At 58.6% G+C, this 17,109-nt stretch carries 14 protein-coding genes; 13 read left to right on the top strand and 1 reads right to left on the bottom strand.

What is annotated here, in order from left to right; genetic code table 11:
- Positions 1–29: 29 nt before the first annotated feature.
- The 5 genes from KVT38_RS06370 (at position 30) to KVT38_RS06350 (ending at position 4,315) form a co-directional block, all read left to right on the top strand.
- On the top strand, positions 30–1,121 hold the full coding sequence (locus KVT38_RS06370) for an FG-GAP repeat domain-containing protein (RefSeq protein WP_254639038.1): 1,092 nt from the start codon (positions 30–32) through the stop codon (positions 1,119–1,121).
- A 5-nt stretch (positions 1,122–1,126) separates the two neighbouring features.
- Positions 1,127–2,176, top strand: coding sequence for a Gfo/Idh/MocA family protein (locus KVT38_RS06365; protein WP_217592856.1), 1,050 nt, complete (start codon positions 1,127–1,129; stop codon positions 2,174–2,176).
- 24 nt (positions 2,177–2,200) lie between these two features.
- A complete protein-coding gene (gene melA / locus KVT38_RS06360) occupies positions 2,201–3,613 on the top strand; it encodes an alpha-galactosidase (RefSeq protein ID WP_217592855.1) in 1,413 nt (470 codons plus the stop codon).
- Between the two features lie 141 nt (positions 3,614–3,754).
- Complete coding sequence (locus tag KVT38_RS06355) at positions 3,755–3,934, top strand: hypothetical protein (RefSeq protein ID WP_217592854.1); 180 nt, start codon at positions 3,755–3,757, stop codon at positions 3,932–3,934.
- Between the two features lie 6 nt (positions 3,935–3,940).
- Positions 3,941–4,315 (top strand): Uma2 family endonuclease, encoded by a 375-nt coding sequence (locus KVT38_RS06350; RefSeq protein ID WP_217592853.1) that lies wholly within the window; start codon positions 3,941–3,943, stop codon positions 4,313–4,315.
- 1 nt (position 4,316) lies between these two features.
- On the opposite strand, the gene KVT38_RS06345 is transcribed toward KVT38_RS06350, so the two are convergent.
- Positions 4,317–6,584 carry a helix-turn-helix domain-containing protein gene (locus tag KVT38_RS06345; protein ID WP_217592852.1) on the bottom strand — a complete coding sequence of 756 codons (2,268 nt, stop codon included), beginning with the start codon at positions 6,582–6,584 and terminating at the stop codon, positions 4,317–4,319.
- Positions 6,585–6,913: 329 nt separating this feature from the next.
- Between KVT38_RS06345 and KVT38_RS06340 the strand changes: the two genes are divergently transcribed.
- The 8 genes from KVT38_RS06340 to KVT38_RS06305 all read left to right on the top strand — a co-directional run bounded on the left by KVT38_RS06340 (position 6,914) and on the right by KVT38_RS06305 (position 17,097).
- Positions 6,914–7,828 carry an ABC transporter permease gene (locus KVT38_RS06340; RefSeq protein WP_217592851.1) on the top strand — a complete coding sequence of 305 codons (915 nt, stop codon included), beginning with the start codon at positions 6,914–6,916 and terminating at the stop codon, positions 7,826–7,828.
- 31 nt (positions 7,829–7,859) lie between these two features.
- Entirely contained in the window at positions 7,860–8,771 is a 912-nt protein-coding gene (locus KVT38_RS06335) for a carbohydrate ABC transporter permease (protein ID WP_217592850.1), read from the top strand.
- Positions 8,772–8,836: 65 nt separating this feature from the next.
- Positions 8,837–10,408 carry an extracellular solute-binding protein gene (locus tag KVT38_RS06330; protein ID WP_217592849.1) on the top strand — a complete coding sequence of 524 codons (1,572 nt, stop codon included), beginning with the start codon at positions 8,837–8,839 and terminating at the stop codon, positions 10,406–10,408.
- Positions 10,409–10,598: 190 nt separating this feature from the next.
- The gene (locus KVT38_RS06325) at positions 10,599–12,251 is read left to right on the top strand and encodes a hypothetical protein (protein ID WP_217592848.1); all 1,653 of its coding nucleotides are present in this window, start codon (positions 10,599–10,601) and stop codon (positions 12,249–12,251) included.
- Positions 12,252–12,361: 110 nt separating this feature from the next.
- Entirely contained in the window at positions 12,362–13,243 is an 882-nt protein-coding gene (locus KVT38_RS06320) for a DMT family transporter (protein WP_217592847.1), read from the top strand.
- Positions 13,244–13,312: 69 nt separating this feature from the next.
- A complete protein-coding gene (locus KVT38_RS06315) occupies positions 13,313–14,512 on the top strand; it encodes a low temperature requirement protein A (protein WP_217592846.1) in 1,200 nt (399 codons plus the stop codon).
- 1,151 nt (positions 14,513–15,663) lie between these two features.
- Entirely contained in the window at positions 15,664–16,065 is a 402-nt protein-coding gene (locus KVT38_RS06310; RefSeq protein WP_217592845.1) for a DoxX family protein, read from the top strand.
- A 57-nt stretch (positions 16,066–16,122) separates the two neighbouring features.
- Entirely contained in the window at positions 16,123–17,097 is a 975-nt protein-coding gene (locus tag KVT38_RS06305) for a ring-cleaving dioxygenase (RefSeq protein WP_217592844.1), read from the top strand.
- Positions 17,098–17,109 lie beyond the last annotated feature (12 nt).

Raw genomic sequence — 17,109 nt, 5'->3', positions numbered from 1 at the left:
CGAATCCATAGACTTGCGGAGAGAGGGACATGCGCATGCCCATCCAATTCAACAAGCGGAAGCTGAGCGACGAGACATTCGAAGCCTGCTCCGTCTTCGACGTCGACGGCGACGGCACGCTCGATATCGTGAGCGGCGGCTACTGGTACGAGGGCCCCGACTTCGTCAAAAAACACAAAATTTGCGAGTTGGCGACCTTCGCGCATTACCGGGACGACTTCTCCGACTTCCCGATGGACGTGGACGGGGACGGGCGGATCGATATCGTGACGGGCTCCTGGTGGGGAGGCGCGCTCAAGTGGAGACGCAACCCGGGGATCGCCGGCGCGGAATGGGAGACGATCGAGATCGACCCCAGCACGCCGATCGAGACGATTCGTTACTTCGACATCGACGGCTGCGGCGTACCCGAGATTTTTCCCAACACGCCGGGATCGCCTCAAACCTTCTACAAGCTGATCGTCGACGAGAACGGCAAGGGGACGGGGAAGTTCAGCAAGACCGTCATCTCTGAAGGTCCGAGCGGGCATGGCATGGGCTTTGCGGACATTACCGGCAACGGGCGCACGGACATCGTGCTGTCGAACGGCTGGCTGGAGCAGCCGGAGGATCCGTTCGCGGGACCGTGGACGTTCCACCCCGAGTTCTCGCTCGGGTCCGCCAGCGTGCCGGTGCTCGGCTACGACGTGAACGGCGACGGCCTGTGCGATCTGATCGTCGGCCAGGCGCATGACTACGGCCTGCACTGGTACGAGCAGCGCCGGGAGGTGGACGGTTCCCGCAGCTGGATCCGCCACGACATCGATACGACAGCCTCGCAGTATCACGATCTGATGCTCGTCGATCTCGACCTCGACGGCGAGTTGGAGCTCGTCACCGGCAAGCGGTACCTGGCGCACGACAACGATCCGGGCTTCGACGATCCGCTGTTCCTGTACTACTTCAAGATCAATGGCGGCGCCTTCGAGAAACATGTCATCGATTACGGCCCGGCAGGCGAAGGCTCAGGAAACGGCATCTACATGTGGATTCAGGACGTTACCGGCAACGGCTACCCCGACATTGTGGCGCCGGGCACGGAAGGCCTTTATTTATTCGAAAATTTGGGACCAAAGGAGTGAGCGCGATGAGCAAGCTGAAAATCGGATTCGTCGGCGTCGGCGGCATGGGGCAGGTGGCCCACTTGTCCAACTACGCGGTATTGCGCGACCAGTGCGAGGTGGTGGCGTTGGCCGAAGTGCGCCCGGGGCTCGCGCGTATGGTGGCGGACCGCTACGGCGTACCCACTGTGTACAACAATCATCTGGAGCTGCTGAATGACGCGAAGGTGGACGCGATCGTCGCGCCGCAGCAGTACCGCACGCATATCAACCTCATCCCCGACATCCTGAAGGCGGGCATCCCGGTGTTCACCGAAAAGCCGATCTCGCTCACCGTCGAAGCCGGCGAGGAGCTGGTCCGGCTTGCGGACGAATACAAGACGCTGCACATGGTTGGCTACCACAAGCGCTCTGATCCCGCGATGGAACACGCAAGCGCCGTCATCGAGCAGTGGAAGGCTAGCGGCGAGTACGGCAAAATGCAGTACGTCCGCGTGACGATGCCGCCGGGCGACTGGATCGGAGGCGCGGACGCGCCGCTGAATTCGGACGAACCGTATCCGGACGTCGCGGTGGAGCCGGGCCCGGATTACTTCACGGAAGAGCAGACCCGCCACCTCGATGCTTTCGTCAACTATTACATCCATCAGGTCAACGCCATCCGCTTCCTGCTGCGCGAGCCGTACAAGATCACGTTCGCGGATCGCCGCGGCGTGCTGCTGGCCGGCGAGAGCGACGGCGGCGTCACGGTCGCGCTGGAGATGTCCCCTTACAACACGTCGATCGAATGGCATGAGAGCCTGCTCGTCTGCTTCGAGCGCGGCTTCGTCCGCGTCGATCTGCCGCCGCCGCTCGCCCGCCAGCAGGCCGGCAAGGTCACGATCATGCGAGACGGCAACGGCGCGCCTTCCTACGAGATTCCGGTCATGCCCAACCTGCACGCCATGCGCAAGCAGGCGATGAACTTCATCGCCGCGGTGCGGGGCGAACGGCCGGCACCTTGCGAGTCGAAGGAAGCGCTCGAGGATCTGAAGCTCGCCAGAGACTACATCCGCCTCATGCAGCAGTACCAATAATCCGCGAAAGGACGGGATCGTACGATGAGAAGAGTGGCGATCATCGGAGCCGGCAGCATCGTTTTCTGCAAGACGCTTATGCTCGACATTATGGCGACGCCGGAGCTGGAGGACACCGAGTTCGTGCTGATGGCCCCCTCCACCGGCAAAACCTCGCAGGTCAAAGCGTTCGCCGACAAGGTCATCGAGAAAAACGGGCTCAAGTCGCGCGTGCTCGTGACGACCGACCGCAGGGAGGCGTTGGCCGGCGCTAGCTATGTCATCACGTCGTTCCAGGTGGGCGGCGTCTCCGCGTTCGAGCTGGACTACAAGATTCCGATGAAATACGGCGTCGACCAGTGCATCGGCGATACGCTCGGCCCGGGTGGCGTATTCCGCGCGCTGCGCAGCATCCCGGTCATTCTGGACGTGGCGCGGGATATGGAGGAGCTGTGCCCGAACGCGACGCTGCTCAACTACGTGAACCCGATGGCCATGATCTGTTGGGCGCTCGGCGAGACCAACATTCAATATGTCGGCCTGTGTCACGGCGTGCAGACGACGCTCGATCTCATCGCGGGCTATACCGGCGTACCGAAGGAAGAGATCGACTACGTATCCGCCGGCATCAACCATATGGGCTGGTTCACGAAGCTCTCCCACAAGGGCGAGGATCTGTACCCCGTGCTCCGCGAGAAGTTCGAGCAGCCTGAATTTTACGTCAACGAGAAGGTGCGCGGCGAGGTGTTCCGCCACTTCGGCTACTTCATGACCGAGTCGACGGGGCATCTGTCCGAGTACGTACCTTGGTTCCGCAAAAACCAAAAGGCGCTCGACCTGTACTGCGACGAGCCCTCCTTCGGCGGCGAATCCGGCGCGTACTATACTTGGTGCGCGTACGTCGCCGAGAAGTACAAGGACCAGGACATTCTGGCGGACGAATCGTACGACCTGCCGCCCCGGAGCGTGGAGTATTGCGCTTATATTATCGAGGCGTTGGAAACGGGAAAAACGTTCAAGTTCAGCGGCAACCTGCGCAACAACGGCATGATCTCCAACCTACCGGCCGATTGCTGCGCCGAAGGCGCCGTATTTGCGGACCGTACGGGCATCCACCGGACCGTCATCGGCGACATCCCGCCGCAGTGCGCGGCGCTCAACATGACCAACATCAACGTGCAGCGGCTGGCCGTGCTGGCGGCCAAGTCCGGTGACCCGGAGACGGTCGTGCAGGCGATCGCGCTCGATCCGCTCACGTCGTCGGTGCTGACGCTGAAGGAGATTCGCGACATGGTGACGGAGATGCTGACCGCGCAGCAGCAGTGGCTGCCGCAGTTCGAAGGGCGCCTGCCGCGGCCGACGCCGACGATCGAGACGCCCGAAGGCTTGCAGCGGGCGGAAGTGCCGATCGATCCGGCGCTGGCAGTGTTCTCGCGGTTCGGCGAGCTGGCGAAGTAGAGCGGGACCCCGTCGCAGGGGATTGACAACTTCGCCCTTTTTCGACCATAATGAGGGAAAATAATCGGGGAAGCACCCCGCAGAGCGCGCGCGATGGATCGCGGGGCTTTGCGGGGTGTTCTGCGTGAGGGGGATGGCAAAATGAGCGAAAAGAAAAGCGGAGGCAACGGCAAGGTCAAGGAGACGCACGGCACGTATTTTATCGACGAACGCTACGAGATCATCGGCGGCGTACGGTACGACTTCCTCACCTCGCCGAAGTTCGTGCATCAGGATGTGCTCGGACAACTTCACCTGGCCTTCCATGCCTCCTGCGCGTAGGACGGGGTGATCCTGCTCGCGCCGATGGACGTCCACTTCGACAAGGAAAACATTTTGCAGCCGGACTTGCTCTATATTAGCAGAGAGCGCAGCGACATCATCCGGGACGGCTACGTCTACGGCGCGCCGGACCTGGTCGTCGAGATCTTGTCTGACAGCACGGCCCGCAATGACAAAACGATTAAGAAGGCGACCTACGAGCGGTTCGGCGTCGCCGAATATTGGCTGGTCGAGCCCGAGTACCGGCTGGTCGATCAGTTCGTGCTGACGGATGGCGAGTACCGGCTCGTCAAGACCTGGACGGTGGAGGACGAGATCGTCTCCTCGGCGGTGCCGTGCCTTGCCATCCATCTGTCGGAAGTGTTCCGGCGTACGCTTTAACCTACCCCGTGGCGGAGGCACCTTCCCCTCCTGTTTTCCCGTAGAGCTCCCGGTACTGCTTTGGCGTCAGGTCCGTATACTTCTTGAACGCGGCGAAGAAGTGTCCCTTGGACATGAAGCCGCACTGATCGGCGATCTCCATGACCGACAGCGGGGTGGAGATCAGCTTGGCCTTCACCCGCTCGACGCGTTCCTGCAGCATGTACTCGGCCAAGGAGACGGTCATAATCTCCTTGAACAGCTGACGGATGTAGCCGGCCGAGAGGGAGAAGTTGTCGGCGATCCCTTCGACCGACAATTGATTGTCGTGCAGATTGTCGTCCACGTACGCCTTGATCTCTTGGACGATCTCCTCCTTGCGGGTCGGCGACTTCGGCACATCGATCTCTGCCGCGAGCCCTACGACGATGCATTCCAGCCAAGCCTGGAATTCGGCAAGCGTGCCGTACCGGTCGAGCAGATGATGGATGCTCCCGACCTCCTGGATGACGCTGGATTTGTTGAAGCTCTTGAGCAGATCGTAGGTAAAGTAAGTCAGATACAGCTTGCAGTCCCGATACGGCATCTCCTGAATGTGTTTCATCTGCTGGCGCAGCAGGGCGACGGCTGTCTCTGGACGGCCGATGCGGATCGTCTTGATGACGTCTACCGGATCCAGCGCTTCGGAAGCGACGGGATAGCCTTCCATAAACGCCTCATAATCGCTCTCCAAAAAGATCCGTCTCTCCCCATTAAGGAATCGCAGCATCGTCAACTCGTAAATATGATCGTATACGGTTCGGATATTCGCGTCGATATCGTAAGCATTGCTGATTGCGGCGGTTGTCTCGACTTTCAGGATGCGCATAGTCTGTTCGCGTATTTCCTGCAGCAGCGTCTGAAGCGAATCCGCGTCGGATTTACGGCCGCCGATGAGCAGCACGAGATGATCGCCGCCCATGTCCAGGCCTTCGGACGCGAAGGAGCCGGCGCCGAGCACTTCTTCGCCGATATTGCGAATGGCGTACTTGATCAGCTTCCGGGACAGGAAGTCGTAACGTTCGCAGAAGACGGGGTAAGCATCGATCCGAATGACGGCCAAGTACAGGGCATCGCAGGAAGCCAGCCTGGTCTGACGCTGGATGTATTCATAGTTTTTGATGCCCGGCGTTCCGTGCAGCACCCACTGGGTGAGGGCCTCCGTCCGGAAGAGCTCGGAGTGATTTCGCATGGAAGCATGAAGCTGTTCCACGTTCGTGAGCAGCGCTTCGATGCCGTCGTCGATCCACTGGATATCCGGCTTTGAGCCGGAGGCGGAATCGGGAAGCGGGAGCTTCCGCCGGAGCTTCTCCGACAGGAACATCAAGGGCCGCAGCGAACGCCGCGAGCTCCAGAAGAACAGCGCCGAGACGATACCGAGCAGGAGCAGCGTATATGCGATCAAATTTCGCTTGTAAGAGTCGATATGACGGGTCAAAATACGATATTCGTTCGAATAGTATACCGTCCAATTCTCGAACGACAGTTCGGCCGTATTCACGAACCATCTCTGTTTCGGAAGCCGGACTTGAAAGCTCTCCCCCTGCCGATTGCGCGCTTTTTCATAGAGCCGATCGGTCAGCCCGGGATCGGGCTTGCCCAGAATCAAGCCGCCGTTCTCGTCGAGAACGACAATGTTCTGCTCCGATGAGACGGTCTCGCCGAACAGCAGCCTGGACAGCTGAGACTTGTCGATCAGCAGCACGAGATAGAAGTCCGAAGGCTTCTCGGGGGTTGCCGGCAGCAGCAGCGCAAGACTGTCCGCGCCATTTAAAGTATGGTTGAAAAAATGCATGTATTGACGGCGGAAGACCTTCACCCGCTCCAGCATGCCCGGGTCGGCGAACGATCGGAACGGCACGATCCCGGCTTTGGAATCGACGACGAGGCTGTCTTTCAGATTAATCAAATAAGAACGGCTGATCAGAGGATCCGTCGACATGAAGTTGGACTGGGCGACGAGCGCCGCGTGGTCGACGAGCGGATCTTTGCGGGTATTGAAGTACCAGTTCTGGATATTCTGGTCGGCGTACATGCTCAGTCCGTAAGCTCTCAAGTTGCCGAGAATCGTCTCGGCCTTTGAAGCCAGATTGTCGGCTTCGTGCTGCGAATTGCCGCGAACCTCCAGCATGGAGTATTTTGAGAATTCCGCAGACAGGAAGTAGACGAACGGAATGATCGAACAGATCAGAATGCCGGTGAGAAAAAGAAAGGTGCGGATATAAGTCTTTTTAAAAAAGAGCTTGATCATCGTGAATCAGCACCTCGTGTTAAATGATCACTCCCAGCCTGCGAGCACCCCCAGCATACCACAGGCTCCCCTGATTCATAACCCTCCGAAGGGCCGGATACCTTCGCCCAAATACTTGCTTCTACTTAACCATGTGCGGCATTTCCTGTGAAGTCCTCATTTTATAACTCCCCGAATAAAGACCTGATCGCAGCTGCTTATCCTCGCAAAAATGACAATCTCAGTACACGCAGCGACAGAATGAAGACTATTCCGTCAACCCGATGCCGTTCATAATGAACATCGTCGGGATACGGCACGCGTCGGACGAAATGGAGTGAACCGGGAGCATGAAGCGTTTGTTGAAGGACTTCGTCAGAAACCGTTACTTGTATTCGATGGCCATACCGGGGATCGTCTTCCTCGTCGTTTTCTCCTATATCCCCCTGGTCGGACATCTGCTGGCGTTCAAAAACTTCCAGATCAGCCGGGGCATATGGGGCAGCGACTGGGCGGGATTGGACAACTTCCGCTTCTTCTTCTCCGGCAAGGATTGGATCCAGGTGACGTTCAATACGCTTTATCTGAATGTGCTGTTCATTATCTTCGAGATGATCTTCGCGCTGTTCATCGCAATCTTCTTGAATGAGATTCGCCTGAAGTGGTTTAAACGTACAGTCCAATCTGTCGTGTTCCTGCCCTACTTCATCTCGTGGGTCGTCGTCGGGTATATGACGTTTGTCCTGTTCAACAATACGGATGGCTTGGTTAACCATCTGCTGAAGCAGCTCGGTCTGGAAGCCTTCAATTGGTATCAGACGCCGTGGGTATGGCCGATCATTCTAACCTTGACGCGCATCTGGAAGAGTGCGGGTTATCTATCGATCATTCTGCTCGCCGCCATTGCCGGCTTGTCGGTCGATTATTACGAGAGCGCGCGCTTGGACGGGGCTACCCGGCTGCAGCAGATGAAGTACATCACGCTGCCGCTGCTCAAGCCTCAGATTATCATTCTGATTCTGTTGGGCGTCGGTCGAATCTTCTACGGAGACTTTGGCATGATCTACGGCATTATCGGCGACAACGGGATTCTGTTTCCGACGACAGACGTCATCGACACGTATTCCTATCGGGCGCTGCGGCAGCTGGGCGACTTCAGCATGTCCTCGGCGATCGTGCTCTATCAATCCGTCATGGGACTCATTGCCGTCGTTTCGTTTAATGCGCTCATTCGCAAAATCGACAAAGACTCGAGGTTGTTCTAATTCGGCGGAAAGTAACGGAGGTGAGCTTCAAATGAATCATCCGATTGTACCGGTCGCTCCCGAGCGGAAATGGCGGGGCGGCGGACTATCCGAGCGAATCGCCATGCCGCTGATCGGTCTGTTTCTGATCTTGTTCGCATTGGCGTGCTTGTTTCCCTTCTGGCTCATGGTCGTCAACTCGTTCGCCGGAACCCGAAGCCTGGCGCTCAACGGATACGCCATATGGCCAAGCGAGCTTACGCTCAAGTCGTACCGATTCCTCCTGCAGGGCAAGCAGATGTTCACGAGCTACGGGGTCACGGCTACCGTCACCATTGCCGGAACCGTCGCCGGCCTCGTCGTCACGGCCTTGTTCGCATACGTGCTGGCTCATCCCAAAAACCGTTACGGAGGCTTGCTGTCGTTCATGACCTACGTACCGATGATTTTCGGCTCGGGGCTCGTCGGTTTCTACCTGCTGGTCGTTCGGTGGCTGCATCTGAAGGATACGTTGTGGGCGCTCGTGCTTCCTTATATTATGAATCCGTTCTACGCTTTTATCTTCGTCTCGTTCTATCGATCGCTGCCCCACGAGCTGAACGAATCGGCCACCGTCGACGGGGCGAACGAATGGGTCATCTTCTACAAGATCATCCGGCCGATCTCGACGCCGGTCATCGCGACGATCGGCTTGTTCTACGCGCTGCAATATTGGAACGATTGGTGGCTGTCGCTCCTGTTCGTCGACAACAGCGACCTGTATCCGCTCCAGCTGCTGCTTCGGCAGTTGATGTCGCAGATGCAGCTCACGTCGCTTAATCATGGCAACGTCCTGACGCTGCCGCCTGCGGAAGGGGTCAAGCTGGCGACGGTATGCCTGACGATCGGTCCGATCATCTTTGTTTATCCGCTCGTTCAGAAGTATTTCGTCAAAGGATTGACCCTTGGATCGGTGAAGGGATAACAATCGAAATAGGCGGTCGTGCCGCTTATATAAAAAATCGCTACCATTTGAAAGGGGTATTTTACATGGTCAAACCCAAAGGTTGGTTCGCGGCGGCTGCGCTGCTCGTACTGGCGAGTGCGATATCCGGCTGCGCAGGCGGCGGGAACGCCCCCGAAGCTTCCGGTTCGGGAAGCAGCACCTCTGCACCTTCCGGTTCCGCAAGCAGCGGCGACAAGTCGCTGGATCCGGTCACCTTGAAGGTCGTTGTGCCGGGCGGGAAAGGAGCCAACTTCGACGAAGTGCTGGCGGAAGTCAACAAGCGCCTGAAGGCCGAACTGAACACGACGGTCGAATTTACGATCATCGACTTCGCCGACATCGTCCAGAAGACGAACGTCATGCTGTCCTCGGGAGAGAACGTGGATCTGATTTTCGACGCCCCCTGGCTTCACCTGGACTCGATGGCCGCCCAGGGCTACTACGAGGAACTGACCGATCTGTTGAACAAATACGGACAGAATGTGCTCAAGACGAGACCGCAGCAGATGTGGGATGCGAACAAAATCAACGGCAGCATCTACGGCGTTCCGCTGGGAGCCGCCTACACACAGGCGCGATCTGTCTTCATCCGCAAGGATCTGAGGGAGAAGCTGAACGTGCCGGCCGTGAAGACGCTGGACGATCTGAAGACTTATCTCTACGCCGTTCGCGACAAGGAACCGGGCATCACGCCGCTCATTGCTGGCGGGGACGACGTCACCTACAGCTGGGTCAACTGGCTGATTCGGGACGATACGAGCGTCAGCATTCGCCCGACCAACGTCTTCGGGGCCAGCCTGATGCTGTACTACAAAGGCAACGACGGAAAGGTGTACAACTTCTTCGACACCCGGGAGCCCAAGATCTGGTCCAATATTCAGGACGTCCGCAAGCTGTTCACCGATAAGGTCATGTCGCAGGATGTATTAACGAACAAGACCTCCCAGGCGGATATGATGCTCCAGAGCAAAGTCGCGGCTTCGCCTCAGATGGCCTTCGGCATTCCCAAGCCGTTTAACGACCAGCTCAAGCAGGTCGTGCCGGACGGCGAGCTCGAAGCGGTCCGCTTGTTCGATCTGACGCCGGGCGCCAACCTGTCCAATTTTAAGATGGATAACTTCATCTCCATCGTCAAAGCGAGCAAGCATAAGGAGCGCGCGATGATGTTTCTCGACTGGGCGAACCGGCAGGAGAACTACGATCTGCTGGAGCACGGGATCGAGGGCAAGAACTGGAAGGCGGTCGGCGAGCATCAGTACGATACGCTGAACAATGACGGCGGCATCGTTTCGTTCCAGCTCATGCTTAATCCGACGCTGGAGCGGGACTGGGTCGGCACGGACGAAGAGACGCTGAAGTACAACCAGTTCATTGCGAAGGCGGATAATTTCCAGAAGGATGTCTTGACCGGATTTACGTTCGATCCCACGCCCGTGAAGAACGAAGTGGCCCAGTTCTCGACGATCCAGGCGAAGTATTACAACGGCCTGTTCAACGGCGCGCTCGACCCCGACGAATACTTCGCCAAGTTCAAGGCGGAAGGCGAAGCGCCGCTCAAGAAGATTCAGAACGAGCTGCAGAAGCAGGTTGACGCCTTTTTGACGAAGCAGTCGTAAACCGGACCTTAACGGACAGCCTGCAGCAGCGCATCCGGATTCAGAGAATCTTGTATGCGCTGCCAAGGCGCCGCAGGGCAGCAGCGAGAGGGGGTGACGGCACCGCTTGTTCTAAAGGGAACGAGGGGCGAATTACATCTCGGATCCGACAAAAAGCGCAACAAAAATGTATCTCATTGGAGGGATCAAGATGAAAACGAGTTCGTGGAAAAGACCAGGTCTGTGGGCCTGCGCGGTACTCTTGGCGGCGATGACGCCCGGCGTGACGGCGGCCGCAGCCGCGGACGGCACCGGGGCGGCGCAGACGGACACCGCTGTCGCGGCCAAGAAAAAGCAGGAACCCTTCAAGATCCAGGTCGTGGACGCCGAGACGGGGCGGGGTATTCCGGCCGTGGAGCTCAAGACGACGAACAACATGCTGTATTACACCGACAGCGCTGGCTATGTCGCTTTTGACGAGCCGGGACTGATGAACCAGAAGGTCTTCTTCCATCTGTCCAGCCATGGCTACGATTACCCGGCCGACTTCTTCGGCAACCGCGGGCAGGCCGTCGATGTGACGCCCGGCGGAAGCGTGACGCTGACGATGAACCGCATCAATATCGCGGAGCGGCTATACCGGATTACCGGCCAGGGCATCTATCGGGACAGCACCCTCCTCGGCCTCAAGGCGCCGATCAAGGAGCCAGTGATCAACGGTCTGGTCATGGGCTCGGACTCCGTCCAGACGATCAAATATCGCAACCGTCTGTACTGGTTCTGGGGCGACACGGACAGACCGAGTTACCCGCTCGGGAACTTCCGCGTCACGGGCGCTACATCGAAGCTGCCGGAGAAGGGCGGGCTCGATCCTGACGTCGGCGTGAACCTGTCGTATATAACGAACGACGAAGGATTCGCGAAGAGCCTGGTGCCGCCGCTGCCCGACGGAGCCGGGATCGCCTGGGTGTTCGGCCTGATGACGGCCAAGGATTCACAAGGAAAAGAGCGGCTGCTCGCCGGCTACAGCACGCACAATCCGGAGACGACCGCCTTCGGCATTCTCGTCTTCAACGACGACAAGCAGGAGTTCGAGCAAGTCGTCCAGTTCCCCGACAAGAACGACTGGCGTCATCCCGGCGGCCAAGCGACCTATTACGAAGAGAACGGCCAAGGCTATTGGTTGTTCACCGAGCACCGGGCGCCGAATCTCCGGGTGGCTGCCTCCTACGCGGCGATTGCCGATTACACGCAGTACGAAGCATTTACCTGCCTGGCGCCGGGCACGACCTACGACGGCGCAAACACGACGCTCGAGCGCGACGCCGACGGCAAGCTGGTGTGGGGCTGGAAGAAGAACACGCCTCCGCTGAAGCAGGACGAGGAGAAGGAATTGATCCGTCTCGGACTGATCGGCGCCGACGACCCCCATTATTTCCAGTTGAAAGATACGGATACCGGAGCGGAAGTTCAGCTCGCCAGCAGCACGGTCGAGTGGAACGATTACCGGCAGAAGTACGTCCTGATCGGCCAACAGGTGGGCGGCAGCCCGTCGGGGCTCGGCGAGGTCTGGTATGCAGAAGCGCCCGCTCCGCAAGGACCGTGGACGACCGCCAAGAAAATCGTGACGCACAACAACTACACCTTCTACAATGTCGCCCACGACGAGTTTTTCGACAAGGACGGCGGGCGCGTCATTTACTTCGAGGGCACTTATACGAACACCTTCACGAATGCGGCCCCGACGCCGCGCTACAACTACAACCAGATGATGTACCGATTGGAGCTGGACGACCCGAAGCTGGGTCTGACGCCGGCTTCCGTGCCGGGGCCGGTGCCGGAATCGGGGACGGATTCGCAATAAAACGGATTTAACCGATCGATCCGGACCTGGCACAGATTCCCGCGTTGTCCCCATCCCCGAATCTATAGTAGAGTAGGTCCATCAGACACCGGGGAGACACATCCAGAATCATGCATAAGTCCGCTTTAACGCAATTAATCGTATCCATGGCCATTTTCGGATCGGTCGGCTTTTTTTCTTCGCGGACGGGCCTCCCGGCCGTCGAGCTGGTATTCGTCCGCTGCGTCTGCGCCTTTGCGATCCTGCTGGCGGCCTGGCTGCTCACCGGCAGCTTTAAGCGTGAGCGCTGGGACGCCAGAGAGACGCTTGTTGTCGTCGCGTGCGGCGTGTCCAACCTGCTCAACTGGGTATTTCTGTTCACCGCGTTCAGGCTCATATCCGTGACGATCGCGATCTCGCTGTATCATCTGGCTCCGATTTTTGCGCTGGTCGCAGGCGGCCTGATCTTCCGGGACAAGCTCGGCAGGGCGGCGATCCTCTCGCTCGCGGGATGCTTCGCGGGTACGATGCTTATCATGGGCGCGGGCGGCCTCGGCGGCGCTCCCAGTTGGGCAGGCATGCTTTGCGGCGTGCTGGCGGCCTTTTTCTACGCGGCGACGATGCTGCTCGGCAGAAGCGTCCGGCAGACGAGCGTGTACGCGACGACGTTCATCCAGATGGCGATCGGGCTGGCGCTGCTGCTGCCGTTCGTGCATTTCGGAGCTTATGAAAAGCTCGTGCGCGGCGAATGGATGTATGCCGTCGCGACAGGCATCGTCCATACGGGGTTCGTGTACCTGCTCTTTTTCGGCAGCATCCGCCGCTTGCCGTCTCCGGTCGTCGCCGTGTTCGTTTTCGTCGATCCCGCGGTGGCCATCCTGCTCGATATCCTCGTCGACGGCTTTCGGCCGGATGGGCTGCAGTCGGCGGGTATTGTGCTGCTGTTCGGCAGTTTGCTCGCAGCGTTCGTGGTTCCGATGGGCAGGGCGGCGCGGCCGCGCGCGAAACTTTAGCCCAAGAGCCGGCGTTCTCTGCTATACTCAGCTTTAAATGAGAAGAGAGCGAAGAGGAGGATCGCCGGCATGGCGCAAGCGCATCACAGACCCGAGCTTTTTCGCAGCAGAGGCCTTAGCAATTCGGGCAAAGTTTCGTTTATCGAGCTGTTCTTTGATTTGATCTTCGTATTCGCCGTTACGCAGCTGTCCCACTCGCTGCTCGAGAACTTCACGTGGATGGGCGCGCTTCATACGGCGATGCTGACGATGGCGGTATGGTGGGCGTGGAACTATACGACCTGGGTCATCAACTGGCTAAGTCCGGACGCGCTTCCGGTGCGTATTATGCTGTTCTCGCTTATGCTCGTCGGCCTCGTGATGTCCACGTCCATTCCCGAAGCTTTCGAGCACGCCGGACTATACTTCGGCATCTCGTACGCCGCGTTCCAGATTGGGCGCACCGCCTTTACCGTATGGGCGCTCGGGCACGGCGCGCCGGTCAATCAGATCAACCTGGTGCGAATATTGTGCTGGCTCATTTTGTCCGGCGTCTTTTGGGTCGCGGGCGGAACGCAGGAGGGAGAGATTCGACTGGCGTTGTGGGGCGTGGCTCTGCTCATCGACTATGTGGCGCCGTCGCTCGGCTTCTGGGTGCCGCGAATCGGCCGCTCGACGGCCGAGGATTGGGCGGTCGAAGGGGCGCATATGGCGGAGCGCGCCGGTTTGTTCATTATTATCGCGCTCGGAGAGTCCATTATCGTCATGGGCGCCACCTTTGCCGGATTGGAAAGGAATACGGAGACGGTGTTGGCGTTTCTCGTCTCGTTCTTGGGCACGGTGTCCATGTGGTGGATTTACTTCGAGACCACGTCTCGTATCGGCCATCACTATATCGTGAACGCGAGAGTCCCCGGAGAGCTGGCGAGGGCGGCCTATACCTATACGCACTTGTTGCTGGCGGGAGGCATCGTGCTTTCGGCCGTCGCGGACGAATTTCTGCTCGCGCATCCTGCCGGGCACTTAGAGCCGGGCGTGGCATTGGTCATCTTGGGTTCCCCGGCCCTTTATCTGCTGAGCAACGCGATCTTTATCTGGATCGTATCCCGCATGTTCGCGGTTCCGCATGTGACGGGGCTTGTCGTCCTTGGCACGCTTGCGGCATTCTCCCATGCGCTGAGCCCGCTGGTCCTGTCGGCCGCGGCCGTGTTTGTTCTGCTGGCCGTCGCCGTCTGGGGCAGCCGATTCTCCAGCCGCTTGTGCACGCTCATCCCCAAGCATCACGGCTAACTATGTAGTCCAGCCATTCGCCGCCGAGCGGCCGTCCGTATGGACGGTCCCAGCGGCGTTTTTTGCGTGAGAATGCTTACGTCAGAGCGCTATCCGGCCGCAGGAAGTCCCATGTAGAAACAAACCGGCTCTCCGCAACACCGCCACATCGCTGGAAGTCCCAACGAGGAACAAATCGGCTCACCGCGACACCACCACGCGGCTAGAAGTCCCATCTAGAAACAAACTGGTTCTCCACGACACCGCCATGCCGATGGAAGTCCCAACGAGAAACAAACCGTCTCTCCCGGGCACCTCCGTACCGCCGGAAATCCCATCTAGAAACAAACGAGTTCTCCGCGACAACGCCGCGCCGCAGGAAGTCCCATGTAGAAACAAACCGGCACTCCTGGACACTGCCGCGCTGCTGGAAGTCCCATGTAGAAACAAACCGGCACTCCTGGACACTGCCGCGCTGCTGGAAGTCCCAGCGAAGAACAAACCGGCTCACCGCGACACCTCCACGTGGCTAGAAGTCCCACCTAGAAACAAACTGGCTCGTCGCGACACCGCCACGCCGCTAGAAGTCCCGGCGAAGAACAAATCGGCTCGCCGCGACACCGCCATGACGCGGGAAGTCCCACATAGAAACAAACCGGCTCTCCTGGACACCGCCACACCGCAGAAAGTCCCATGTAGAAACAAACAGGCTCTCCTGGGCACCACCGCACCGCAAGAAGTCCCAATGAGAAACAAACCAGCTCTCCAGCACACCGCCACATCGCAGGAAGTCCCGCCGAGAAACAAATCTGCCCTCCAGAACGCCACCACATCTCAAGAAGTCCCACCTAGAAACAAACCAATCTTGCGCAAGAAATAGCCTTCCCAAAACTCTCTAAAAGGGGTATTGACAAATCGCTCGAAATCAATTATCTTTAATTCAAGACATAAACGAACCAAACAAAATCACCCCATCAACACTCGCGAAATGAGGAATGACAAATGACCGGCGCACAGGGAACTAAGAGGAAAATGACGGCGAGCTCGACGCAGCTTCCGATGCTCAAGCAAGGCCAAAGCTGGCGGGAGCCGATTTAGAAGGCGAAGTTTTCGCGCACTAATATCTTCAATTAAAGAAAATTAAAATTAACATTTTAAAGGAGAGAATTATTATGATGGATACGGGATTGCTGATCATTCGAATCGTTGTAGGTTTGTTGTTCGTAGGGCACGGTGCCCAAAAGCTGTTCGGGATGTTCGGCGGCTACGGACCGAAGGGGACGGGCGGCTGGATGGAGTCGGTCGGCATCAAGCCGGGCGTCGCGATGGCCGTGATCGCCGGACTGATGGAGTTAATCGGCGGCGCATTGTTCGCGGTCGGCCTGCTGACGCCAGTCGCCGCCGTCCTGATCGCGCTCGCCATGATCGGCGCTATCAAAGTCCACGCACCCAACGGAATATGGTCGACCGCCAATGGCTACGAGTACCCGCTCGTGATGCTCGCCATCGCGATCGGCGTGGCATTCGCCGGGGCAGGCGCATATTCGCTCGACAGCGCGCTCAACTTATTTTAACCAACTAAATTAAACCGAAGCGAAGCTTCCCAAATAAAAACAAGGAGTGATTCCATCATGACCGCGATCCAAACCGCAGGCATCCACCATATCACCGCATTCGCCAGAAACCCGCAGGAAAACGTCGACTTCTACGCCGGCGTCCTGGGCCTTAGGCTCGTCAAGAAGACGATCAACTTCGACGCTCCCGAGGTGTACCACCTCTACTTCGGCGACAAGTCCGGCAGTCCCGGCACGATCATCACCTTCTTCCCGCATCCGAACTCCCGCAAGGGACGGGTCGGCGGCGGCCAGGTCGGCGTGACGACTTACGTCGTGCCGGTCGGCGCCTTGAGCTTCTGGGAAGAGCGTCTCGCCGGCTTCGGTATCTCGTTCGAGAAGACGTCGCGCTTCGGCGAGAGCTTCGTGCAGTTCGAAGACAATGAAGGCCTGCGCCTTGAGCTTGTCGAACGCGAAGAAGGCGCGAACAGCGAATGGTCGTTTGGCGGTATCACGCCCGATAAGGCGATCAAGGGCTTCGGCGGCGCGATCCTGTTCAGCGCGAACGTCAAGCAGACCGGTGCGGTCCTCGAGCATGTGCTCGGCATGGAACGCGTCGGCGAAGGGGACGGCTACACCCGCTTCCGGGCATTCGGCGACATCGGCAACATCGTCGACGTGCCGACTGCGGATATGCCGTGGGGAACGCCGGGGGCCGGCACGATTCACCATATCGCCTGGAGAGCGAAGGACTTCGAAGAGCACGTACAGTGGCAGCAAACGGTCAGCGAAGCCGGCTTCCATCCGACGGAGGTCATCGACCGCCAGTACTTCAACGCGATCTACTTCCGCGAGAGCGGCGGCATTCTGTTCGAGATCGCGACGGATCCGCCCGGATTCGCGAACGACGAGCCGGCCGACGCTTTGGGCGGCAAGCTGATGCTCCCTTCCTGGTACGAGCCGCACCGCGAGCAGATCGAAGCGAACCTGCTGCCGATCGAAGTGCGCGAATTAATTCCGCAGGCTCTTCAATCCGACCCGGATAAGGTGTAAATTGGAGAGGTA

The organism is Cohnella sp. GbtcB17 (assembly GCF_019091135.1).
GTDB lineage: Bacteria > Bacillota > Bacilli > Paenibacillales > Paenibacillaceae > Cohnella.
Note: the sequence above shows the minus strand (reverse complement) of the source record. Positions and strands in the feature narration are given on the sequence as shown.